Annotated in this window: 20 protein-coding genes; 5 read left to right on the forward strand and 15 right to left on the reverse strand. The window is 44.6% G+C overall.

Translation table 11 applies throughout. The features are described 5' to 3' along the window. Positions 1-9: 9 nt before the first annotated feature. The 14 genes from BHV72_RS18485 to dxs form a co-directional block, all read right to left on the reverse strand. A complete protein-coding gene (locus BHV72_RS18485; protein ID WP_286857402.1) occupies positions 10-1,449 on the reverse strand; it encodes an NADH-quinone oxidoreductase subunit N in 1,440 nt (479 codons plus the stop codon). 43 nt (positions 1,450-1,492) lie between these two features. Beyond that, positions 1,493-2,977, reverse strand: a complete 1,485-nt coding sequence (locus BHV72_RS18490; protein ID WP_122134078.1) for a complex I subunit 4 family protein — start codon at positions 2,975-2,977, stop codon at positions 1,493-1,495. Positions 2,978-2,990: 13 nt separating this feature from the next. Then, positions 2,991-4,907, reverse strand: coding sequence for an NADH-quinone oxidoreductase subunit L (nuoL, locus tag BHV72_RS18495; protein ID WP_005677198.1), 1,917 nt, complete (start codon positions 4,905-4,907; stop codon positions 2,991-2,993). A gap of 103 nt (positions 4,908-5,010) precedes the next feature. Next, entirely contained in the window at positions 5,011-5,319 is a 309-nt protein-coding gene (gene nuoK / locus BHV72_RS18500) for an NADH-quinone oxidoreductase subunit NuoK (RefSeq protein WP_005677199.1), read from the reverse strand. Positions 5,320-5,361: 42 nt separating this feature from the next. After that, complete coding sequence (locus tag BHV72_RS18505) at positions 5,362-5,874, reverse strand: NADH-quinone oxidoreductase subunit J family protein (RefSeq protein ID WP_005677201.1); 513 nt, start codon at positions 5,872-5,874, stop codon at positions 5,362-5,364. Between the two features lie 3 nt (positions 5,875-5,877). Next, positions 5,878-6,366, reverse strand: coding sequence for a 4Fe-4S binding protein (locus BHV72_RS18510; protein WP_005677202.1), 489 nt, complete (start codon positions 6,364-6,366; stop codon positions 5,878-5,880). A gap of 11 nt (positions 6,367-6,377) precedes the next feature. Then, positions 6,378-7,454, reverse strand: coding sequence for an NADH-quinone oxidoreductase subunit NuoH (gene nuoH / locus BHV72_RS18515; protein WP_005677203.1), 1,077 nt, complete (start codon positions 7,452-7,454; stop codon positions 6,378-6,380). Positions 7,455-7,486: 32 nt separating this feature from the next. Beyond that, positions 7,487-9,079, reverse strand: coding sequence for an NADH-quinone oxidoreductase subunit D (locus BHV72_RS18520; RefSeq protein WP_005677204.1), 1,593 nt, complete (start codon positions 9,077-9,079; stop codon positions 7,487-7,489). Positions 9,080-9,105: 26 nt separating this feature from the next. Beyond that, a complete protein-coding gene (locus BHV72_RS18525; RefSeq protein WP_005677205.1) occupies positions 9,106-9,708 on the reverse strand; it encodes an NADH-quinone oxidoreductase subunit B in 603 nt (200 codons plus the stop codon). After that, a complete protein-coding gene (locus tag BHV72_RS18530; RefSeq protein WP_005677206.1) occupies positions 9,699-10,049 on the reverse strand; it encodes an NADH-quinone oxidoreductase subunit A in 351 nt (116 codons plus the stop codon). Before BHV72_RS18530 ends, BHV72_RS18525 begins: the two co-directional genes overlap by 10 nt. A 115-nt stretch (positions 10,050-10,164) precedes the next feature. After that, positions 10,165-10,542, reverse strand: coding sequence for a hypothetical protein (locus tag BHV72_RS18535; RefSeq protein WP_005677207.1), 378 nt, complete (start codon positions 10,540-10,542; stop codon positions 10,165-10,167). Positions 10,543-10,652: 110 nt separating this feature from the next. Further along, a complete protein-coding gene (locus BHV72_RS18540) occupies positions 10,653-12,104 on the reverse strand; it encodes a TrkH family potassium uptake protein (protein WP_005677208.1) in 1,452 nt (483 codons plus the stop codon). A 34-nt stretch (positions 12,105-12,138) separates the two neighbouring features. Further along, the gene (trkA, locus tag BHV72_RS18545; RefSeq protein ID WP_005677209.1) at positions 12,139-13,479 is read right to left on the reverse strand and encodes a Trk system potassium transporter TrkA; all 1,341 of its coding nucleotides are present in this window, start codon (positions 13,477-13,479) and stop codon (positions 12,139-12,141) included. A 2-nt stretch (positions 13,480-13,481) separates the two neighbouring features. Next, a complete protein-coding gene (gene dxs / locus BHV72_RS18550) occupies positions 13,482-15,425 on the reverse strand; it encodes a 1-deoxy-D-xylulose-5-phosphate synthase (protein WP_005677211.1) in 1,944 nt (647 codons plus the stop codon). Positions 15,426-15,538: 113 nt separating this feature from the next. Here dxs and BHV72_RS18555 point away from each other — a divergent pair, with 113 nt between their 5' ends. The 5 genes from BHV72_RS18555 to BHV72_RS18575 all read left to right on the forward strand — a co-directional run bounded on the left by BHV72_RS18555 (position 15,539) and on the right by BHV72_RS18575 (position 23,584). Continuing rightward, the gene (locus tag BHV72_RS18555) at positions 15,539-16,528 is read left to right on the forward strand and encodes a GSCFA domain-containing protein (protein WP_122134077.1); all 990 of its coding nucleotides are present in this window, start codon (positions 15,539-15,541) and stop codon (positions 16,526-16,528) included. Continuing rightward, complete coding sequence (locus BHV72_RS18560) at positions 16,504-18,996, forward strand: bifunctional UDP-N-acetylmuramoyl-tripeptide:D-alanyl-D-alanine ligase/alanine racemase (protein ID WP_005677213.1); 2,493 nt, start codon at positions 16,504-16,506, stop codon at positions 18,994-18,996. Before BHV72_RS18555 ends, BHV72_RS18560 begins: the two co-directional genes overlap by 25 nt. A gap of 131 nt (positions 18,997-19,127) precedes the next feature. Continuing rightward, positions 19,128-19,346 (forward strand): Sec-independent protein translocase subunit TatA/TatB, encoded by a 219-nt coding sequence (locus BHV72_RS18565; protein WP_005677214.1) that lies wholly within the window; start codon positions 19,128-19,130, stop codon positions 19,344-19,346. Between the two features lie 14 nt (positions 19,347-19,360). Further along, positions 19,361-20,164 carry a twin-arginine translocase subunit TatC gene (gene tatC / locus BHV72_RS18570; RefSeq protein ID WP_286857424.1) on the forward strand — a complete coding sequence of 268 codons (804 nt, stop codon included), beginning with the start codon at positions 19,361-19,363 and terminating at the stop codon, positions 20,162-20,164. A gap of 66 nt (positions 20,165-20,230) precedes the next feature. Beyond that, the gene (locus BHV72_RS18575) at positions 20,231-23,584 is read left to right on the forward strand and encodes a DEAD/DEAH box helicase (RefSeq protein ID WP_286857426.1); all 3,354 of its coding nucleotides are present in this window, start codon (positions 20,231-20,233) and stop codon (positions 23,582-23,584) included. A gap of 361 nt (positions 23,585-23,945) precedes the next feature. On the opposite strand, the gene BHV72_RS18580 is transcribed toward BHV72_RS18575, so the two are convergent. Next, on the reverse strand, positions 23,946-25,394 hold the full coding sequence (locus tag BHV72_RS18580; protein ID WP_005677217.1) for an MFS transporter: 1,449 nt from the start codon (positions 25,392-25,394) through the stop codon (positions 23,946-23,948). Positions 25,395-25,422 lie beyond the last annotated feature (28 nt).

Here is a 25,422-nt window from a genome sequence, read left to right on the forward strand (position 1 = left end):
TCTTTTCAATTATATTCCGAACGAGAATTTATCAATAGACTGATATACGATGCTTGCTATACCCAGTCCGATAATGCCCAACGTACAAAGCGCCAGTCCCCATTTGGTACAACGGTCGCTGCGGAAAGTAGGAATCGGATTATCGGAAGGAGTGATATACATTGCTTTCACAATCAGCAGGTAGTAATACAGTGAGATAACTGTATTCACCAGTGCAATGAATACCAGCAAGTGGAAACCTGCATCGAAGGCAGCCATGAAGATAAAGAACTTCGAGAAGAATCCGGCAAATGGCGGGATACCTGCCAATGAGAATAAGGACAGGGTCATTAGGAGCGCTATCTTCGGATTCGTCTTATAAAGTCCTGCGTAATCTTCGAGTGTAAACTTCTGGCTGCGCAGTGCTACGATAGTAATAACGGCAAATACACCAAGGTTGGCGGCTGCATATACCAGTACGTAATATACCAATGCTGTCATTCCCTGTGCTGTGCCTCCGATGACGCTCAACATGATATATCCGGCTTGTGAGATACTGGAGAATGCCATGAGGCGTTTCAGATTCTGCTGGCGGATAGCGAATATGTTGGCAATCGTGATAGAAGCGATAGTTACCCAATAAAGTACCTCCTGCCAATCATCGATCATCGGGGCGAATACTTTAATCAGGATAGCCAATAACACGAATGCTGCCGAGCCTTTTGAAATAACACTCAGATAAGCTGTAACCGTGCTTGGAGCGCCTTCGTAAACGTCCGCTGTCCAGAGGTGGAACGGAACGAGGGACAGTTTGAACGCCATACCCGTAAAGAAGAATACGAATGCCATGATTTGCAGGGGATTTCCGTCGATGTGTGCGGGAAGATCATCGAAGTACAATGTTCCGGCAGAACCGTAAATCATTGACAGGCCGAACAACAGCAACGCACTGGAGAAAAGTGCCGTAAGGATATACTTGGCACCGGCTTCGGAAGAATTGTGGCGGTATTTGTCGAAAGCAATCAGGGCAGCCATAGGAATAGAAGCTGTTTCCAGTCCGATAAAGAACATCAGGAAATGTCCGGCGGAAATCATGAGATACATACCAAACAAGGTGGAGAGTGTCAATACATAGAATTCTCCTTGTTTAAAGGCGGTGTCCTCACGTTTCATCCATTCGTGTGCCATCAGAAAGACAATCAACGTACCTATATTCAGGATTGACTTGACAACCGTATGCATGGGGACATAGTGATACATACCACCGAATACGTCGGCGGCAGTTCCCGGAATCAGGTTGATAGCTGTATGGACCGCCATCAGAATGACAGGTAGCATTGTGTTCAGTCGTGCTTTCCCATCATTTTTGTGTGCGTCCGGGCTCATGAAGAGGTCGGCCAAAAACAGTAGTAGCAGGACAACTACGAGCGACAGCTCTTCTCGCATATGTAGAAATTGTGAATAATCCATATTGTTAATTACAAATTACTAGTTATTAATTACAGATTCCGGCTTATGGGATTAGTTGTGAGACAACCGGCAATACACTTTCACCAATCATGTGGCTTATCCAGAAAGGAGCCATACCCAATCCCGCTACACAGGCGATGAGGCAGATAACGGCTACACGCTCGTCCCACGTCGCATCAGTCAGTGTGAGGTGATGTTTATTGGTACAGGTACCGTATAGAATCTTACCTACCAGACGCAGGATATAGACTGCTGTAATCACAATCGAGGAGCAGGCAATGATAGTCAATGTACGGTGGAATACATCGTTGTTCTGGAATGAACCGACGAAGATTGTCATTTCGGCAATGAAACCACTCAAGCCCGGCAGACCGAGATTGGCAAGACCGGCAATCACATAACATACGCTCAGGAACGGCATAATCTTCATCAAACCGGCAAGCTCGCGAACGTCACGTGTGTGTGTACGTCCGTAAATCATACCGATAAGGGCGAAGAACAAGGCTGTCATTAATCCGTGGGAAAGCATCTGGAGGATAGCTCCCGTTGCGGCTGTCTGATTCAGCATCAGGATAGCAAAGAGAACCAATCCGCAGTGGGATACGGAAGAATAGGCGTTGATGTATTTCAAATCCGTTTGTACGCAAGCGGAGAATGCTCCGTAAACAACAGAGATACCGGTTAATATCAGGAATATCCATGAAAGTTCGTTGGCTGCCTCCGGCATGAGGTACATGGCGATACGGAAACATCCGTAGCCCCCGAGTTTCATCAATACACCGGCATGGAGCATGGATACCGCCGTCGGCGCGGAAGCGTGACCGTCCGGACTCCATGTGTGGAACGGGAAAAGGGCACCCAGTACACCAAAACCGAGGAATGTCAGCGGGAACCAGATGCATTGCTGTGCGAAAGGTATATTATGCAACTGTGCGATTTCGAGAAGGTTCATCGTCGTTGCTCCCGAGCCGAAATAGATTCCGAGAATACCGATCAGCAGGAAGGCGGAACCACCCATTAGCATGAGTGTCAGTTTCATGGCTGCGTATTCTTTGCGTCCCGAACCCCATACACCAATCAGCAAGTACATCGGAATCAGTGCGATTTCGTAGAACATGAACATGGTGAACAAGTCGATGGATATAAAGAATCCGAACACTCCCATAGAGAGTAGGGTGAACCAAAGGAAATATTCTTTGGTCAAAGGTTGCAGACGCCATGAGGCGAATGTCCCGGTGAATACGATAATAGCAGACAGTAACAGCATGGCTACTGAGATCCCATCGACACCTACCGAGTAGGAGATATGAAGCGGAGCATACCATAGGGTATCTGCGCGAAATAACATTTCTGCCGTGTTGCCGGCACTACGTTCTCCCAAGTACATAAAGGTCAGTACGATGGAGGCAATCAAAAGTGCAGATGCGCCGGTAACCATAACCCCTCGGATGGCTTTGATTCCTTGGGCTGCCCAAAGACCGGCCAGCATTAGTAAGGGGATGAGTACGAATATTGATAAGAAATTCATATCGTTCTGTGCTTTATAAGATTAATAGTAGGATAAGTGCCAGTGCACCACAAAGGAACACATACGCATATTGTTGTACCTGACCGCTCTGCAAACCACGAATTTCGTCACTAGTGGTATTGGTAGCCCATGCCAGGAAGTTAAAGAATCCGTCCACTACATGACGGTCCCACCATGCAATAGGAGTAGAGATGCAACGGAAGATAATCTTATGTGTAATGAACTGGTATATATCATCAATATAGAAACGATTGTAGGCAGCTTTGTGCAGACCTTTGAACTGTTTTGCCAGAGAATCGGCAACAGGCTGTTTGGCATTCTTATACATCCATGTAGCGATTGCAATAGAAATGATAGCAATAACGACACTTGTGATAGCTACCGACGGATCGAGATGAATAGAATAGGATTCTCCATTTGAACTGATGAAATGTCCGAAAGGAATAAATCCGGCTCCACAAGTTACCGCAGCCAGGAACATCAGAGGGAATGTCATAGCTAACGGACTTTCATGCGGGTGGCAAGGTGCCGCTTCCAAGTTCTTATCCGAATGGGAACTTGCCCGGGATGGTTCGCTCCCCCAGAAGATACCATAGTAGAGACGGAACATATAGAAAGCAGTCATTGCAGCAATTACTGTCATCACCCAACCCATAACAGAACTGTATTGGAAGCAAGCGGCCAAAATCTCATCTTTTGAGAAGAAACCGGAGAACGGGGGAATACCTGCAATGGCAAGACAAGCAATCAGGAATGTCCAGTGTGTGATAGGCATATATTTACGTAATCCTCCCATTGCCGACATCTCGTTGGAGTGTACCGCATGGATAATGCTACCTGCACCGAGGAATAACAACGCTTTAAACATAGCGTGTGTGAAAAGGTGGAACATGGATGCCATGTATCCCAATCCGCCTTCGTGCGGGTTCATGGAAGTACAAACCCCCAAAGCTACCATCATAAAACCAATCTGCGAGATAGTAGAGAAAGCGAGCACACGTTTGATATCCGATTGTACACAAGCTACGCTTGCTGCATAGAAAGCAGTAAATGCACCAACCCAGGCTACCATATGCAAGGTATCCGGTGCGTAAGCAATGAAAAGCGGGAACATACGGGCTACCAGATAAACACCGGCAACCACCATTGTAGCCGCATGAATCAAAGCGCTGACAGGAGTCGGACCTTCCATTGCATCCGGCAACCAGATATGTAATGGGAACATTGCACTCTTGCCGGCACCACCCACAAACATCAGTCCGAGAGCTAACGGAAGCATAGAAGCACCACCGCTAATCAATGATACCGTATCCGGAGTGAAACCGAACGTCCCGCCATAATATCCGTAAATCAGGATACCGATCAGGAAACCTAAGTCAGCAAAACGAGTGACAATAAATGCTTTTTTGGAAGCAGAGATTGCAGCCGGTTTGGTGTAGTAGAATCCGATTAATAAGTATGAACTTACACCTACCAGCTCCCAAAAGAGATACATCTGGAAGATATTTGTTGCAACGACCAATCCCAGCATTGACATTGTAAACAGGGACAGGAAAGCGTAATAACGTTGGAAACCGACTTCGCCTTTCATGTAACCGAAGGAGTAGATATGTACCATTAGTGATACAGTAGATATGACAATCAACATCATTACGGATATGGGATCGAGTAGGATACCCAGGTCGAAGTGTAAAGTTTCTGTAAAAGGAAGCCACGTGAAGTTGTAAGGTATCAGTGTGGCAAAAGTTCCGTCTTCCAGTCGCGGAGCGGAGAAATATTGGAAAGCCGTAACGTATGATAGCACTGCTACTGCTCCCAGTACCAGCGTACCGATTGTACCCGCTGTCCGATGAGACATCCATTTACCTCCGATTCCCAATAGGAGAAAGGAGAGGAAAGGAAGAAGGAGTATTAGAATTGTTAGTTCCATACAGTTTTATTTAATTACTTGTTTTATTGTTACTTATACTATAATATCTTGCGGAATCATCCGAATGGAAACCGGGAAGTGGCATCTTGCCACCGCCTTGGTACTACCATTTTAGTTCGTCAAGGTTGCGGACTTGGATGCTTCGGATGTTACGGTAGATGTTTATCATAATGGCTATTGCTATTGCGGTTTCAGCAGCCGAAATGGCGATAGAGAATAGTGCAAAGAAATAGCCTTCCATTCCTCCCGGAAAGAGAAAACGGTTGAACACGGCGAAGTTGATGTCCGTGGCGTTCAGCATTAGCTCCACAGAAATCAGGATAGCCAGTGTATTCCGGCGGGTAAAGAATCCATAGATTCCTGCAAACATCATGATAGTAGAAACTACCAGATAATATTCCATGTGTATCATAATGGTATACTTTTAATTTCTAATCTTTAATTTTAATTCTCCTTATCTCTTACGTGCAATCATAATACCACCGATAATACATGCCAGTAACAAGATACTGACTGCTTCGAAAGGCAATATATAACCGTATTTGTCGCTACTTAGCAGGGCATGACCGATAGAGTGGATGTTTATCTCCTGTGGAGCCAGATTGTTGGTTTGCAGGAAGTTATGCTTTAGCGTGATAAACAGGATAATTGCTGCGCCGGCAACCATTGTAAAGAGTCCCGCGAAGAACCTGCTTCGTTTCAGTTTCTCTGCGCGGTCACCCTCTCCACTGGTCAGCAGAATGGAGAATACATAAAGAACGACGATACCACCGGCATAAACCATAATTTGGACAGAACCCAAGAAAGTGTAACCCAGCAGGAAATAAATGCCGGCCGTACCGAAAAGCACGAACAACAGATAAGTAGCTGAGCGGACGATACGTTGGGTGGTCACCGTCATAATGGACATAGCAATAATAAATGCTGCCAAAAAGTAGAATACTACTGTTTCAAGTGTTGATCCCATATCTTAAACTTCTTTTTTCTTTTCTATTACTTTACTACCGTCGTGATTCAACTTCAATACAAGCTTCGTCCTGTCGAATACCGCATGTTCGAAGTTCTGGTCGAACGTGATAGCATCGTGCGGACAAGCATTGACACAAAGTTGACAGAACATACAAGCACCCAGGTCATATTCATATCTTGCCAGGATTTTCTTCTTCTTGCCGTCCTCTGTCTCGATGGTTTCGCTGATAACCTTGATGGTGTCATTCGGACAGGCCATTTGACACAAACCGCAGGCTACACAGCGATGTTCGTTATTCTCATTATGGGGCATGTTCAGTGTGCCGCGGAACCGGTCGAACATTTTCAGCTCTTTCCGGTTTTCGGGATATTGCTCGGTTACTTTCTTACGAAAATACACCTTGATACTGGTCTTCATACCCGTTGCCAGTGTACTGATGCCGTGCACCAGACCACCTAAGTACGTATATTTTTTATCTTTATATTCCATAATCTAATCTGCTAGAAATGAAAGCCGAAGGCTACACAACATGCCATTATTAATAAGTTTACCATAGAAATAGGAACCAGATATTTCCATTCCAGATTCAGAATCTGATCAATACGCAGACGGGGGAAAGTCCATTTAATCCACATCAATAGAAATACCACAAAGAATGCTTTGCCGAAAAACCAGATAAATCCGGGAATATAGTCCATTACGGCATTAAATCCGTCCAGCCCTACGATATGCAACGGCATCCAACCACCCAGAAAAATAGTAGCGGCAACGCTGGCTACAATAAACAGATTCAGATATTCCGCCAGATAGAAAAAACCGAAACCCATCCCCGAATATTCTGTATGATATCCGGCGGTCAACTCACTTTCCGCTTCGGGAAGGTCGAACGGACCACGGTTACATTCGGCGTTTCCGGCAATCAGATAGATAATGAAGGCAATCACCGCGGGAATGTGTCCTTTGAAGATAAACCAGCCATTAGCTTGTCCCTCTACAATTTCGGAGAATTGCATGGTTCCCATAAGCACTACCATAGTCATGATACTCATACCTACGGAAAGCTCATAACTGATAATCTGTGCACCACTTCGCATCGCACCAATCAGCGAGAATTTATTATTACTGCCCCAGCCTGCAAGCAGAATACCGACAACTCCGATACTGGAAGCTGCCAACAGGAAGAATACGCCTACGTTGAAGTTCAGAATCTCCGCACCTTTATTAAAAGGAATACAAGCGAAAGTAAGGAACGAAGCGATAATCACCATAAACGGAGCCAGATTGTAGAGGAAATGGTCGGCGCCCTTCGGCATGAAGATTTCCTTAGTCATCATTTTAAGCACGTCGCAGATCACCTGGATAGAACCCCATTTACCGACACGGTTCGGACCGAGACGGCATTGGAAGAATCCGCAGACTTTGCGCTCCATGTAAATCAATATGATAGCCAGTATGGCATATAATGCAACGATGCACACACCGATAGCCACACATTCTATAAATACGGCTACTCCTTCCGGCATAATGGAGAGAAGCAGCTCATGTATCCAGTTTGTTACTATACTAAAGTCGAACATATAATTTAAAATACTTGATACTTATTACTTGTTTATCTATCAATATCCGGGACCACATAATCCAACGTTCCGCCAATAGCAATCAAGTCGGCAATCTTCGCTCCACGGCAGATTGTGTCAATTGCAGCAACAAGCGGTAGTCCCGTGGCGCGGTAGTGCAGGCGATAAGGCATCTTGTCACCCTGGCTTTCGAGGAAAACACCGAACTCACCACGGCTTCCTTCCACGGCAGCATAATAACTACCTTCGGGAACACGGATGATCGGTTTCATTTTCTCCTGGTAGGGGCCTTCGGGAATATTGTCGATTAATTGTTCGATGATGTTCAGACTCTCCATTATTTCGTCCATACGTACCAGGTAACGGGCGAAACAGTCACCTTCCGTATAAACAATTTCTTTGAAATCTACTTTGTCATATACACCATACGGTATCCGTTTGCGCACGTCGCAAGCCCAACCAGAAGCACGTCCTGTACCTCCTGTACAGCCGAAAGAGATAGCATCTTCACGACTCAGCACTCCTACACCTTTCATACGGCTTTGGGCAATGACATTACCTGTAAATATGTCGTGGTATTCGTGAATGATTCCTCTCATATACGGGATAAATTCTTTCACCCGTTTGACAAAATTCGGGTGAAGGTCAGCTTGCACACCGCCAATCGTGTTGTAATTCATAATCAGGCGTCCGCCGCAAGTTTCCTCGAAAATATCGAGAATCTTTTCACGGTCACGGAATCCGTAGAAGAAAGCTGTCAGCGCTCCGAGGTCCATGGCAAGGGCGGAAAAGAACAATAAGTGGGAGTCGATACGTTGTAGCTCATCCATAATCGTACGGATATATTGTACGCGTTCGCTAACTTCGACACCCATTGCCTTCTCAATACACATGCATAGTGCATGACGATTCTGATGGGCACCCAGGTAATCAAGACGGTCTGTCAGAGCCAATGTCTGCGGATAAGTAAGACTTTCGTTCATTTTCTCGATACCCCGATGGATATAGCCACAGTTTGCATCAATCTTACGAATAATTTCACCCTCCAAAGAAACACGGAAGCGCATGACACCATGGGTTGCTGGATGTTGAGGACCAATGTTGACTACATATTCTTCTTCGCCGAAGAGTTTGGTTTCTTTGTCTTTGATTGTCCCGTCCGGGTTCAGCTCTATTTCCCGGGTCGTGTCAAACGTCTCTTCGTTTGTCATACAAAGCGGATTATCTTTCTCTGGGTCATTGTCTTTCCGCATCGGATAACCTATCCAGTCATTGCGCAGATAAAGACGGCGCATATCAGGATGACCGATGAAAGTGATACCATAATAGTCGAAGACTTCACGTTCGTAGAAGTCGGCTATCTTCCATATATCGCTGACAGACGGGATTTCCGGTAATTCACGGTTGGTTGTAGCTGTTTTTACTGCTATCCGTTCGCCTGTGACAGTAGATTCCAGATGATAGACTACGCCTAACCCACGAAGTTTTTCCGGAGTATCTTTCTCATCTGCTGCTCCCCAGTCCATGCCGGTGAGGCTCTCGAGGAAGTCCATCTGTTTTTCATTCCGCAAGCGCAGCATCTCGTCGTGTAATGCTACGGGGGCTATAAATTGTATTTCTTGCATAAATCCTTTAAATTAAGAATGTAAGATTACTCTTCGTTCTTTATATAATCCGGTTTCTTCTCTTTTCTATTCACTCCACCAAAGAACTTTTCTATTTTTACCTTGCGTTGCAACTGCATCATGCCATAATAGAAAGCCTCGGGACGCGGCGGACATCCGGGGATATATACATCTACCGGAAGAATCTTGTCTACTCCGTTCACTACGTGGTAAGACTTTTTGAAAGGGCCTCCGCTGACTGCGCATCCCCCCACGGCCACCACATACTTCGGGTCGGGCATTTGGTCATACAGACGTTTCAATACCGGAGCCATTTTATTCGTGATTGTTCCGCATACCATAATCATATCAGCTTGACGCGGACTGGCACGTGCTACTTCGAACCCGAAGCGGGCCATGTCATAACGAGCGGCACCCAATGCCATAAATTCGATACCGCAACAACTGGTTGCGAAAGTAAGCGGCCACAGTGAATTGCTGCGTCCCCAGTTGATGAAATCGTCAAGGACTCCGAGAGCGACATTTGCCCCTCCGGCATTAAGCTCCCTGACCAACTTTTCCAATGACTCATTGTCAATGAACTCCTCATAAGGTATTGATTTTATTTTTGGCTTTTTGGTTATTTCCATTCCAATGCTCCTTTCCTCCAGGCGTATGCAAGACCCAGAACTAAAATAATAAAGAAGAAGAGAATACTAATAAGTCCTTGTGGTCCCATGTCACGCATTACTACTGCCCACGGAAACAGAAAAGCTGTTTCTACATCGAACATTAGGAACAGAATAGCAAACAAGTAGTAGCCCACACGGAACTGCATCCATGATTTACCACGTGTCGGTATACCACATTCGTATGCCTCGAACTTTTGCTCATTGTATGAGCGGGGGGAAATAGCTCGCGAAAGAGCTATCACAACACCGACAAAAGCAAGCGCTGTCAGTAAAACAACAACTAAAAATGTAAAATTCATAATTCAATAGCTGTTTAGATTGAATATTATAGAAATGAACAACAAACCCTTCACCCACCGGAGAAGAGGTTGATTGCCTGAAATAAATCGAATAAAAAATAGTGCCCTGGCTTGTCTAAATGACAATCTTCCTTAAACCATATATATAATGGGTAACAGGATCATAAAGGTAGTTGGGAGTGTGAAGCGAAAATGAGTAAGGCGGACTTTGCAATTTGTAATGTTCGCAGAAATAGGCGATCAGTAATAACATGCTCTTGTCTGTCGGAACATGGGCGACGTCCGTATGGCTCATATCGCACGATTGGGTGGAGTATAGATTATAAAGACGCTCAATCGCATTATGAATCGGACGGTCTTGGGATACGTAGCACTTCTCCTGCCGATAAGTCGGGGAGGTAACTTTGCAAATATCTTCCATTGTTCCATTAGTGACGCAATGAATTAGCAAAGCCAGTACCAAAAGTAATCCGAATTTTAAGCTTTGTTTCATCTTTCTCTTATAACGGCTGCAAATATAGGATTTATATTTATACTTTTTGCAAACTCTAAGTAGCAAAAAAGGTTTTTTTAGCACTCCAATTGATCTATGTCAATACTCGTTTAGTTCTTTTTCCAGAAATCGGAACTGAAGAGCAGTAATACCGTAAATAATTCCAAACGTCCGAGGAGCATAAGGAAAGAAAGTAGCCATTTTGCAGCGTCGGGTAACTCACTCCACGAATAGGCCGGGCCACAGGTACCGAGGCCCGGTCCCATATTACCCATACTTGAAACAACGGTTCCGATTGACTCGAGAAATCCTACTCCGAAACCCAACATAATGAGTATGCTGATAATGGCGATAACTGCATACAGAAATGTGAATGCCAGTACCGTTGATTGAATCGAAGGAGAGATTACCTGTTTATTAACCCGTACCGGTAGTACGGCGTTAGGATGCAGGATATGTTTGAACTCATTCTTTGCTACTTTAAAGAGAATCACCATACGAATACATTTGATACCTCCTGTCGTGCTGCCCGCACAAGCTCCTATCAACATAACCACAATCAGGCACCCCCAAAGAATGGAGGGCCAAAGCATATAATCCGCTGTGGCAAAACCGGTAGAAGTCTGTAATGAAATCACTTGAAACAATGATTTACGGAAAGCTTCCTCTACTCCCATATCACAGGTTCGATAGAGCCAGAAGGCAATGAATATTGTGAAAAAAGATACACAGATAAAATAAAACTTCAGCTCTGCGTCATGGATGAATTTCTTGATCTTTCCGTTGAACATCAACAACAATAAAGTGAAGTTGATACCTGAAAGAAACATGAAAATGGATATTACGTAATCTATATAAGGAGAGTGGTAATATTCAATGCTAGCTTGTTTGGTCGAGAATCCTCCGGTACTGGTCGTCGTGAAAGCATGACAAATACTGTCAAATACACTCATGCCGCCGAATACGAGCAATACAATCAGCGTTCCTGTCATTCCGGCATAGATACCCCATATCCATTTGGCGGTAACGCCGATACGGGGATGTACTTTGTCATGAGTAGGACCGCTGGCTTCGGCAGCGAATACCTGAATGCCTCCCATTCCGAAAATCGGCAGAACGGCAATTGTGAAAAATACAATTCCCAAACCTCCTATCCATTGTGTCATTGCCCGCCAGAAAAGGATTCCGTGTGGCATTGATTCAATGTTGTTCATAATGGTAGCCCCCGTACTACTGAATCCGGACATCGTCTCGAAAAAAGCGTCCGTAATACTCGGGATATATCCACCTATATAATAAGGTAACATTCCGAAAAGCGAGAATGCAATCCAGGCAGTACTGACAATGACATATCCGTCACGACGGTTGAGCGACTTTTCCGCACCTTTGCCAATTGCAAGCATCAATATACCGACGCCTGTGGTGATAGCGGATGAAATCAGGAAACTCTGCAAATCGTTTTCTTTGTAGAAAAGAGAGACAGCTCCACAACATAACAGCATAGCTGTTTCTATCAGAAGCAGGAATCCTATGATGCGGTATATCATCTTTGAGTTAATCATAAACAAGCTGCGGTTAATACTTAAAACCTAATACTTAATTAAAGAATTTCTCAATCTTTTTAATCATCATACTCAGGCAGAACACAACGACATGGTCGCCCGGTTGTATCAGCGTGTCACCGGTTACAAGTACTCCTTCACCATTACGAATCATACCTCCGATAGTGGTTCCTTTCGGAAGGCCAAGGTCTTTGATAAAATGTTTGGTAATCTTGGCACCTGCCGGCACGGTGAATTCCGCTACATCTGCATTGGCAAAAGTCAGGCATTTCACATTGGATACATCCGCATCCAACATCATTTGGTAAATATGGCTGGCGGCAATCATCTTTTTGTTAATAACCGTACCGATGTCAAGGCTTTCGGCCATGCCGATATAATCAATGTTTTCTACTTCTGCCACCGTCTTTTCCACGCCCATACGTTTAGCGGCAAGACAGGCAAGAATGTTGGTTTCGGAATTTCCGGTCAGGGCGACGAAGGCTTCTGTATTCTTCAACCCTTCTTCAATCAGAAGATCCATGTCACGGCCGTCTCCGTTGATAATCATAGTCTTGTCATCCAATAACTCAGTCAGGCGGTTGCAACGGTTGATATCGTTATCTACGATTTTCACCTGCATATAGTCCGGTACGTATTGTGCAGTACGGACAGCAATGCGGCTTCCGCCCATAATCATCACATTACGCACATCGGCGTAATCTTCTTTACCGGCAATTTTCCGGATATAAGGGATATATTTGCGGGTGGTCGTAAAATAAACAATATCATGCAATTTGATAACGTCATCTCCACGCGGGATAATTGTTTCTGTTCCACGTTTAATGGCTACCACATGGTAGGGGATATTCGGGCCACCTAATTCATAGAGTGGAATATTCAGAATCTCCGCTTTTTCACGCATCTTGGTACCTATTAAGATCAGAGCACCTCCACAGAACTCCCACCATTGGCGTACCCAGCTCATGCGCATGGAAGATACGATTTCTTTAGCGGCAAGCATTTCCGGATAAATCAGGGAGTCTACGCCCAGTTTCTGAAAGAATTCTTTATTTTTGGGCAGAAGATATTCGTAGTTGTCGATGCGGGCAACGGTCTTTTTGGCTCCCAAGTTGGTAGCCAGCATACAAGCGGTCATGTTCCTGCTCTCGTCCGGGGTGACGGCAATGAACAAGTCGGCTTCTTTCACACCTACTTCCTTTAAACCGGAAATAGAAGAAGGGGAGGCGGTGACCGTCAGCAAATCGAAGTTGGAACTAAGTGCGGTTAGTTTTTCCTCGTCATCGTCCATTAGGATGATATCCTGTTTTTCCCGGGACAATAATTTAGCCAGGTGGGTGCCTACGTTACCGGCCCCTGCAATAATAATCTTCATTTTCAGTTGGTTAATTCTTTAACTCCACTCATGCTTAGCTGAAGTGCGCATTGCTTTAAAAGTTCTTTAGTGATGCTGTCTTCATCCATTCCGCAGAGTTGGTATAGTTGTGCTATTGTGCCATGTTGAACGAATTTATCTGGGATTCCGATGCGTTTCACGGTCGGAGTATATTCATGGTCGGCCATAAATTCGAGTACGGCACTTCCCATTCCTCCCTGAATCACTCCATCTTCTATGGTAACGATGTGGCGGAACTTCCGGCCTACCTCGTGCAGCAGTCCTTCATCCAGTGGTTTGAGGAATCTTAAATCGTAATGTGCAATGCTTTTGCCCGATTCGGTTTCGGCACGGGCAATGGCAGTAGCCGCTTTATTTCCGATAGGACCTATGCTGATAACTGCGAGGTCTTTACCGTCCTTCAATTTCCGTCCCTTACCTACGGGAATTTCTTCGAGCGGACATTTCCAGTCGACTAATACTCCGCGACCTCTGGGATAACGTATGGCAAACGGACCTTTGTCAGGCAGTTGGGCTGTGTACATCAGACGGCGTAATTCATGTTCATCCATAGGCGATGCAATCGTCAGGTTAGGTATCGGACGCAGATAAGCCATGTCAAAAACTCCGTGATGAGTAGGCCCGTCTTCGCCTACCAGTCCGGCACGGTCGAGACAAAAGACAACAGGCAAGTTCTGGATAGCTACATCGTGGATGATATTATCATAAGCCCGCTGCATGAACGAAGAATAGATGTTGCAGAAAGGTTGCAAACCGTCTTTTGCCATACCTCCGGAGAAGGTGACGGCGTGTCCTTCGGCAATTCCTACATCGAAAGCCCGTTTAGGCATTTTAGACATCAGTATGTTCATCGAACAGCCACTGGGCATGGCTGGGGTAACGCCTACAATTTTAGGATTGGCTTCGGCCAGTTCCACAAGCGTATTTCCGAAAACATCCTGAAAGAGAGGAGGCATTCCTTCCGTATTGGCAATAAAACGCTCGCCGGTGACAGGATCGAACTTACCGGGCGCATGCCATTCGGTAGCGTGCATCTCTGCCGGGGCGAATCCTTTTCCTTTTATGGTATGTAAGTGCAGGATTTTAGGTCCTTGCAGGTCTTTTATATCCCGTAATATGCGGGCGAGGTTCTTCACATCGTGTCCGTCGATAGGACCGAAGTAGCGGATGTTCATTCCCTCGAAGATGTTTTGTTGTTGTGCAGCCATTGATTTCAGGCTGTTGCCGAAACGTATAAGGGCTTTGCGGCGTTCTTCGTTTAAAATACCGAGTTTGAACAGCATTCGTGACAACTTGAAACGTAGCTGGTTGTAGCGGTTGGAAGTTGTCATGTTGAAAAGATACTGTTTCATACCGCCAACACTACGGTCGATTGCCATGTCGTTATCATTCAAGATAATGAGCAGGTTGTTCGAGGTGGTTGATGAATTGTTCAGTCCCTCGAAAGCCAGTCCGCCACTCATCGAACCATCACCGATGACAGCTATGACATGACGGTTGGAATCTCCGTTCTGAGCAGCGGCAACTGCCATGCCGAGAGCAGCAGAAATAGAATTGGATGCATGTCCGCAGGTGAAAGTATCGTATTCACTCTCCTCCGGTGAAGGAAAAGGACGGATTCCTCCCAACTTCCGGTTGGTGGAGAAAGCTTCCCGTCGTCCCGTAAGAATCTTGTGTCCGTATGCCTGATGACCCACATCCCACACAATACGGTCATAAGGCGTATTGTAGACGTAGTGTAAGGCTACGGTCAATTCCACTGTCCCCAAACTCGCAGCGAAATGTCCCGGATTGCAGCATAGCTCTTTAATAATGTCTTGCCTCAGTTCATTGCATACTTCCGGTAGTTGTTCTACGTTTAGTTTCCGTAGATCTTCGGGGTAATCAATAGTGTTTAGCAAGTTATATATCGGTTCATTATTCATGATTCTAGGAAATTTAGTGCAAAAATACGAAAAGAATGTGGAACCTGAAATGGAATACACATCTTTATTGTACTTTTGCTTCGTGAAAAGGAATTAATAAGGAGAAAAAATATATGGATTTTCGAACGAAGGTTGAACTGCCCGCAAGCTTGCCGCCTGTTACTCATGCCGGACAAATACTTCTGCTGGGCTCCTGTTTTGCAGAAAACATGGGTAGGCAACTGGCGGAAAACAAATTCAGGGTAGATGTGAATCCTTTTGGTATTCTCTACAATCCCTTTTCTGTTTCAACAGCCTTAGTTGAAATATTAAAAGGGAAGGTGTATCAGGAGGAAGATTTATTTGCTTATAAGGAGTGTTGGCATAGCCCGATGCATCATGGCTCATTCTCCGCAGCTACGGCGGGCGAGGTCATCCGGAATATAAATCATCGTTTGCAGCAGGCCCATAAGACGGTTCATCAACTGGATTGGTTGATGTTGACTTTCGGCACCGCCTACGTCTATGAACAGAAAGAAACGGGGAGGGTAGTGTCCAACTGCCACAAGCTGCCGGAAAGCAATTTTAACCGCCGGCTCCTGTCAGTCGACGAGATTGTGAACGAATACACTTCATTGATTGCCGGTATGACGGCACGTAATCCGAATCTGAAGGTTCTCTTTACAGTCAGCCCGATCCGGCATATTCGTGACGGAATGCATGCCAATCAACTTAGTAAATCGACCCTGTTGCTTACAATCGACCGCTTGCAGCAATTGTTTCCGAAGCAGGTTTTCTACTTTCCTGCTTACGAGATAGTACTTGACGAATTGCGCGATTACCGGTTTTATGCCGATGATATGTTGCATCCGTCTCCATTGGCCGTGAACTACCTGTGGAAATGCTTTTCTGATTCCTTTTTTTCTGCTGAAACAAAGCAGGTTATGACAGAAGTGGAGGATATCCGCAAAGATATGGCGCATAAACCCTTTCATCCCGAATCGGAAGCGTATCAACGCTTTTTAGGACAAATAGTGTTAAAAATAGAACGACTTATCGGAAAATACCCGTACTTAGATTTTCAAAAAGAAACAGAACTATGTCATATACGATTGAATCCATAGCCGAATGTATCGGTGCCCGCCGTGTGGGCGAATGTGAAGCGACAATTGATTGGCTACTGACAGACAGCCGCTCTCTTAGTTTCCCGGAAGAAACTCTTTTCTTTGCCCTGACTACGAAACGTAACAGTGGAGCCCGCTATATCCCCGATTTATATGACCGGGGAGTGCGTAACTTTGTGGTTACTGAAGAAGACTTTGAGAAATTTAAGAATGGAGAACTAGGAAAGCTCTCCACCCTCAATTTCCTCATCGTTGCCAATCCGTTAAAGGCTTTGCAGAAGCTGGCTGAAATACATCGGGAGGAGTTTAAAATTCCGATTATCGGTATAACAGGGAGCAATGGAAAGACGATTGTGAAAGAGTGGTTACACCAGTTACTGAGTCCCGACCGTCGTATTGTCCGTTCGCCGCGTAGCTATAATTCACAGATTGGTGTACCTTTATCGGTCTGGCAACTGAATGAAGAAGCAGAATTGGGCATATTCGAAGCCGGTATTTCTGAAATGGGAGAGATGAATGCTTTGAAGCGGATGATAAAGCCGACTATTGGCATTCTGACTAATATTGGCGGTGCTCATCAGGAAAACTTCTTCTCATTACAGGAGAAGTGCATGGAGAAACTGACTCTTTTTAAAGATTGTGATGTCGTAATTTATAACGGAGATAACGAACTTATCAGCAATTGTGTAGCAAAGTCGATGTTGACAGCTCGTGAAATAGCATGGAGCCGTAAGGATATTGAACGTCCGTTATATATTAGCCGGGTGACTAAGAAAGAAGATCATACTGTTATTTCCTACCGTTATCTGGATATGGATAATACTTTCTGCATCCCGTTTATTGATGACGCTTCCATAGAGAATGTACTGAACTGTCTGGCAGCCTGCCTCTATTTAATGACCCCCGCCGATCAGATAACAGAGCGTATGGCACGTCTTGAACCGATTGCCATGCGTTTGGAAGTAAAAGAAGGAAAGAACAATTGTGTATTGATTAATGATAGTTATAACTCGGACTTGGCTTCATTGGATATCGCTCTTGATTTTTTGGTACGTCGTTCGGAGAAGAAAGGATTGAAACGTACATTAATCTTGTCGGATATTTTAGAAACAGGACAAAGTACCGCTACACTTTATCGTCGTGTGGCACAGTTGGTACGGAGTCGTGGAATAGACAAACTGATTGGCGTAGGAGCAGAGATTTCTTCCTGTACCGCTCGTTTTGACGATGCGTTGGAACGTTATTTCTTCCCGAATACAGAAGCTCTTCTGGCTTCGAATCTGCTGAAATCACTTCATTCGGAAGTAATTCTGATTAAAGGTTCCCGTGTGTTCAACTTTGATCTGCTGTCCGAAGAACTGGAACTGAAAGTGCATGAAACGATTCTGGAAGTAAATCTCGGTGCAATGGTGGAGAACCTGAATCATTATCGTGCGATGCTTCGTCATCCCGAAACGAAAGTGATCTGCATGGTAAAGGCTTCCGCTTATGGAGCCGGTTCGTATGAAATAGCCAAGACATTACAGGAACATCATGTCGATTATCTGGCTGTAGCCGTAGCCGATGAAGGTTCTGAACTTCGTAAAGCAGGTATTACTTCTTCTATCATCATAATGGACCCTGAGCTCACAGCATTCAAGACTATGTTCGACTATAAACTGGAGCCGGAAGTTTATAATTTCCACCTGCTCGATGCTTTGATTAAAGCAGCCGAGAAAGAAGGAATCACCAACTTTCCGATTCATGTAAAATTGGATACGGGTATGCATCGGCTGGGTTTTGGCATTGATGAGATTCCCTTGCTGATTCGTCGCTTGAAAGCTCAGAACGCTGTGATTGCCCGTTCGGTGTTCTCTCATTTTGTAGGTAGTGATTCGCCTCAATTCGATTCTTTTACACGTCAGCAGATAGAATTATTTGAGAAAGGTTCGCAGGAGTTGCAAGCCGCTTTCTCACATAAGATTCTGCGTCATATCTGTAATACGGCAGGAATCGAACGTTTCCCCGGTGCACAGTTTGATATGGTACGTTTGGGAATCGGACTTTATGGAGTGAGTCCGATAGATAATTCGATTATACACAATGTAAGTACTCTCAAGACAACGATTCTTCAGATTCGGGACGTGCCTGCAGAAGATACGGTAGGATATAGCCGAAAGGGACATTTGGAACGTCCTTCACGCATTGCTGCTATTCCTATTGGCTATGCGGACGGATTAAACCGCCATTTGGGACGTGGAAACGCTTACTGTCTGGTGAATGGAAAAAAAGCGCCTTATGTCGGCAATATCTGTATGGATGTTTGTATGATTGATGTAACGGACATCGACTGCCGTGAGGGTGACCAGGCGATTATCTTCGGTGATGATCTTCCGATTACTGTCCTTTCTGATAAACTGGATACGATTCCTTACGAAGTGTTGACTAGTATATCCACTCGGGTAAAGCGGGTTTATTATCAGGATTAGTTCATAACAGAGCAACACTGAGTTTCACAGGGTGGGCAAAATAATAAAAAACTCCGTGGAACTCTGTGCTACTCTGTGGCGAAAATGTTATATTTGCACCAACTAGTAGAAACCTCTTATCAAATAAACTTATGACAAACTTATTATTGTTAGGCTTTTTGCCCAGCGGTTCCGAATGGATTATTATTGCTTTGGTTATTCTTCTTCTTTTCGGTGGAAAGAAAATTCCTGAACTGATGCGTGGCTTGGGTAAAGGGGTCAAGAGCTTCAAGGACGGAGTAAATGAAGCGAAAGATGAAATAAATAAGGCGAAAGACGAAATTGACAAACCGGCAGATTCAGCTAAGTAAAGAAGAAAGTTCGAATGGCAGAAATGACCTTTTGGGATCATTTGGATGAACTGCGTAAGGTACTCTTTCGGGTGATTGGGATTTGGTTCGTGTTGGCGATAGGCTATTTTATAGCTATGCCCTATGTTTTCGATCATGTGATACTGGCACCTTGCCACAATGATTTCATATTCTACGATTTATTACGATACATCGGACAGAAATTCGATCTGACTGATGATTTTTTCACGCAAGATTTTCATGTGAAGTTAGTCAATATTAACTTGGCTGCTCCTTTTTTTATCCATCTGTCAACGGCTTTTATGTTGTCGGTAGTGACTGCCATACCCTATCTCTTTTTTGAAATATGGCGTTTCATTAGTCCTGCCCTTTATCCCAATGAACGTAAAGGAGTACGGAAAGCCCTGACAATAGGTACATTCATGTTCTTTATCGGTGTTTTGTTGGGGTATTTTATGGTCTACCCGTTGACACTTCGCTTCCTTTCTACTTACCAATTAAGTTCAGAAGTAGAAAACATTCTCTCGCTCAATTCATACATTGACAATTTTATGATGTTGATTCTCTGTATGGGACTTGCTTTTGAACTTCCGCTGGTGACTTGGTTACTCTCTTTGTTGGGAATAGTCAACAAGTCTTTCTTGCGGAAATATCGTCGTCACGCTGTTGTTGTCATCGTGATAGCCGCCGCTATAATCACTCCTACGGGCGATCCCTTTACGTTGAGTGTGGTAGCTATTCCTCTTTATCTGTTGTATGAAATGAGTATTTTGATGATAAAAGACAAGAAGGAAGAAGATATAACAGAAGAAGTTTAAACATCGTCGGGTATTTGAAGGCACTCATTTGCATAAGAATTAAGATTTATCACGTACCTTTGTTTTATGGAAGCAAATGAAGGAATAGAATCTTATGAACTACTGCTGGCTGTTTGCCGGGAGAAAGGTGTGGAATTGGTTGTTGGCTATAAACAAATGCGTGATTTGTTGGAACGTATTTGTCGTTCGGAGATGCAGAATGAGAGTCTGCAAATGACCGACCTTTCCGCCAGAATCAGTTTTGTAGGTGCCAAAACCGAACTTACTTATGCAGAGCAGAATCGTTTGCATACATTCCGTCTGACTTCTAATCGGGTTTTGAATCACCAGCTTGTTCCTACCCGGGAGAATCTTTTGCGAGACGTCAAGACATTGGCTTTTCTTATCCGTAAATTGTCCGGTGAAGATGTTCCTGTTGAATTATACCGTTTGCTACCCCGTACCGATGCAACTTATCTGGTTGCACCTCCTGCCCTTGAACGTGTGCAACGGATGCGCGTCTGCTTTCAGTATGCCGATGAACAATATTTATATGTAACTCCGTTGGATGAAGTATCGGAGAAACCTTATTTGGTTCGCTATAACATTCCTCAGATAAACGAAGAATTTGCTGAAACCTGCCGGCTGCTATGGCAATATGCCCAAATAAATCTATTAGACGTTGCGGTAGATGAAGCGGGCGTATTGACCCCTTCATTTATCGTTCTCGAACCGGATTACCTGCTTGACATCAGTTCCCTTGCCGAATGTTTCCGCGACTACGGGCATCATCCGGCAAACTATGTTCTTTCCCGCCTTCAGCCGATTGAGAATGCACGCCCTTTGTTGCTGGGAAACATTGCCAACCTTTTTCTGGATGAATGGATTCATGCACAGGAAGAAGAAATTGATTACCGTGCGTGTATGCAGAAAGCTTTCCGGCGCTATCCTATCGAATTGGCAGCCTGTCCCGATTTGCGTGACAAGGAAAAGGAACGCCGGTTCTTCGATGACTGTAAACTTCACTTTGAGCATATCCGTGAAACGGTAAACGATACTTTCCATGCTGCCGGATACGAACTGGATAAGACGGATGTTGTGCTCGAACCGTCTTATATTTGCGAAGCACTCGGACTGCAAGGGCGTCTCGACTATATGCAACGGGATATGTCCTCCTTTATCGAAATGAAATCGGGTAAGGCTGACGAATATGCTATCCGTGGCAAAGTGGAGCCGAAAGAGAATAATAAAGTGCAAATGTTGCTTTATCAGGCAGTCCTGCAATATTCTATGGGAATGGACCACCGGAAAGTGAAAGCTTATCTGCTATACACCCGCTATCCGTTGCTTTATCCTTCCCGTCCTTCCTGGGCACTGGTGCGTCGGGTGATCGACTTGCGCAACCGCATTGTTGCTGATGAATATGGAATTCAGTTACGGAATAGTCTGGAGTATACCGCGCAGAAACTAGAAGGCATCAATTCCTTCACCTTGAACGAGCGAGGTTTGAAAGGGCATTTTTGGGAAACCTACCTGCGTCCTTCCATTGACAATTTCCAGTCGAAATTGAAAGCACTCTCTCCTTTGGAGAAAAAATATTTCTATGCAATATATAACTTTATAACAAAAGAACTTTATACCTCCAAATCCGGAGATGTGGATTATGAGGGACGCACCGGAGCCGCTTCCTTGTGGCTTTCCACTTTGGCGGAGAAATGCGAAGCAGGAGAGATTCTTTATGATTTGAGAATTAAGGAGAATCATGCAGCCGATGAACATAAAGCCGGTCTTACGTTGGCCTTCCCTCCGGAAGAGAAGGTGGGAGGAGAAAGAACTTTTCTCCCTAATTTCCGTCAAGGCGATGCCATAATTCTTTACGAACGGAACTCTGATACAGATAATGTTACCAATAAAATGGTATTCAAAGGAAATATTGAATATCTGACGGATCATGAAGTCGGAATCCGTTTACGTGCTACACAGCAAAATCCTTCCGTACTTCCTGCCCGGAGTCTTTATGCGATAGAGCACGATACGATGGATACCACTTTCCGTTCGATGTATCAAGGATTATATGCTTATCTGTCTGCTACGCAGGAACGGCGCGATTTATTGCTTTCTCAGCGCCCGCCGGAGTTTGACGAATCATTGGATATACTCATAGCTCAAGCGGAAGACGACTTCACCCGTGTTGCATTGAAAGCGAAAGCTGCAAAAGATTACTTCCTGTTAGTCGGTCCTCCGGGAACGGGTAAGACCTCCTGTGCCCTGAAGAAAATGGTGGAGACTTTCCATGCCGATAAAGACTCACAAATTCTTCTACTTTCGTATACCAATCGTGCTGTTGATGAAATATGCAAGTCGCTTGCTTCGATTCGTCCTGCTGTCGACTTTATCCGTGTAGGGAGCGAATTATCCTGTGATGAAGCATATCGCGGACATCTGATCGAAAACGAGTTGGCATCCTGTACACGCCGTGCCGATGTTTATGAACGTATACGTAATTGCCGTATCATGGTAGGAACTGTGGCCGCCATTTCGGGAAAGCCCGAACTCTTTCGGTTGAAGCACTTTGATGTAGCTATCGTCGATGAGGCTACTCAGATATTGGAACCGCAATTGTTAGGTATTCTTTGTGCACACGGCGAAGGCGACAGGAATGCGATAGATAAGTTTATCCTGATCGGTGATCATAAACAACTTCCTGCCGTTGTCCTGCAAAAAGCGGAGCAATCTGCTATCTATGACGAAACATTGTTGGCTATCGGGCTGACTAACCTGAAAGACTCTTTGTTTGAACGTCTTTATCGGAATTGCCCTGCCGTTCACCGTTCACACGATATGCTCTGTCGTCAGGGACGTATGCATCCCAAAGTCGCCTTGTTTGCCAACCGGGCTTTCTATGGCGGACATCTGATACCGGTAGGCCTGTCGCATCAGACAGAGTCATCCGAACACATTTCCCGTCTTGCTTTTTATCCTTCACAGCCGGAGAAGGCAGGAGGGTCGGCCAAGATAAATTATTCCGAAGCCCGTATTGTCGCAGGTCTGGCAGCTCAAATCTATGAATCTCACCGGACAGACTTTGACGATTCCCGTACTTTGGGAGTTATCACACCTTATCGCAGTCAGATAGCACTTATAAAAAAAGAAATAGAAGCGTTAGGTATCCCGGCGCTCAATCGGATATTGGTTGATACTGTCGAACGTTTTCAAGGTAGCGAGCGGGATGTGATTATTTATTCCTGTTGTATTAATAGTTATTATCAGTTAAAATTTGTGTCGAATTTAACAGAAGAGAATGGAGTGCTGATAGACCGGAAATTGAACGTAGCCCTTACTCGTGCAAGGAAACAGATGTTTGTGACAGGAGTCCCGAAATACCTGAAATCCAACCCGCTTTATGAAAGTTTATTAAATTTAATAGAGACTCAGGGGTAATTCGCTAATTTTTGCAGATGTTAGTTTTTATTCTCTCTTTATGCAATTCATTAACACCTCAATAATGAACAAACGCCTATATTTGCAACACGTTTTTTTCATAGAGATTTAGATTTAAGGTTAGAAGAATTGTGGAAGTCGTGAGACTTCCCTTTTTTTCATCTTAACGATTACTATCCTCCATTATTAGAATGCTTCTTTTTCATTTTAAAAGCAGGAAGTAATGTAGAATAAGTAATCCTAAAAAGCCTTCTTCGTGAGAAGAGGCTTTTTTGTTTTACTAGAATATTTTGTTTTACGAAAAACAGGAAGGTATTATTAATTGGATACCTTCCTGTTTCATTTTATATCAGATGATAGATTAATCCAATACGATAGGTTTGTACTTCGGTACTAATGCCTTCATAATCACCCAGCCTACCAGGTAAGCTACCGCACAGATACAGAACATAATGAAATATCCGGCAGGCTTGCCTTCGAATCCCATAAATGTCATGTGCGTTTCGTCGGCATGAACAAACAGCAGACCTGCACCGAACTGCATCAACATGGAACCCACACCACCGGCCATGCCACCGATACCTGTAATACTTGCAATAGCGGTTTTCGGAAACATATCACCTACAGTAGAGAAGATGTTAGCCGACCAAGATTGGTGGGCAGCACCGCCGATACCGATAAGGATAACCGGGAACCACGGAGAGAATGTACCCAATGGCTGTGCCAGCAATACCACCAACGGGAAGAAAGCAAAAATCAACATTGCCTTCATACGGGCAGCATAAGGATTCATACCTGTCTTATTAATAAAGATAGTCGGGAGCTTACCGCCATAGATAGACAACATTGTTACGGCATAAAGGGTGAAAATCAAAGCCATTCCCAGTCCATCGGAAGTCTTGATGTCAAATTGAGTATTCAGGTAAGACGGAGTCCAGAACAAGAAGAACCACCACACACCGTCGGTCATAAACTTGCCGGCAGCGAAAGCCCATGTCTGCTTGTAAGTGAAACATTGAAGGAAAGACATCTTCTTTTCTTCTTTCACCTCTTCAATCACAGGGGCGGCGCCTTCTTCATATTTATCCTGTTCGATATAATCAAGTTCGGCTTTGTTGACGTGTTTACTCTTTGAAGGAGCATCATACATGAATACCCACATACCCATCCAGACAAAACCAAGCGCACCGATTACGATAAATGCCATTTCCCAGCCCCATGCTTTTGCGATCAACGGAATGGAAACGGGAGCGATCAAGGCACCAATAGAGGCACCGGCGTTAAAGATAGAAGTAGCGTAAGCGCGGTCCTTTTTAGGGAAGTATTCAGCCGTTACTTTGATAGCAGCCGGGAAGTTGCCCGCTTCACCGAGTGCAAGGATACAGCGAGCGGCAAGGAAGCAGTACATACTGACGGTAGCCAGTACAACAACCACGTCACCGGTAGCAGCCATTAGTTCGGCTGCGCTGTGCAAACCTACATATTGTTCGGTCACAATTCCGCAGAGTGCGTGCATACAAGCACCTGCCGACCATACACCGATTGCCCAGAGATACCCTTTTTTGGTGCCCATCCAGTCGATGAAGCGACCGGCAAACAGCATACATATTGCATATACAATAGAGAATACGGAAGTGATAGTACCGTAGTGTACTTCATTCCAATGGAATTCCGGTTTGATAAATTCGTCCCAGGTCAGCGATAGCACCTGGCGGTCGAGATAATTAACTGTTGTTGCAAAAAATAGCATAGCACAGATAGTCCATCTGTAGTTTGTCATTTTTTCGCCTGTTTTTTGAAATGCATTCATGATAATGGATTTAATAGATTTTGATTTG

The organism is Bacteroides sp. 43_46, assembly GCF_001915455.1.
Taxonomy (GTDB): Bacteria; Bacteroidota; Bacteroidia; order Bacteroidales; family Bacteroidaceae; genus Bacteroides; species Bacteroides caccae.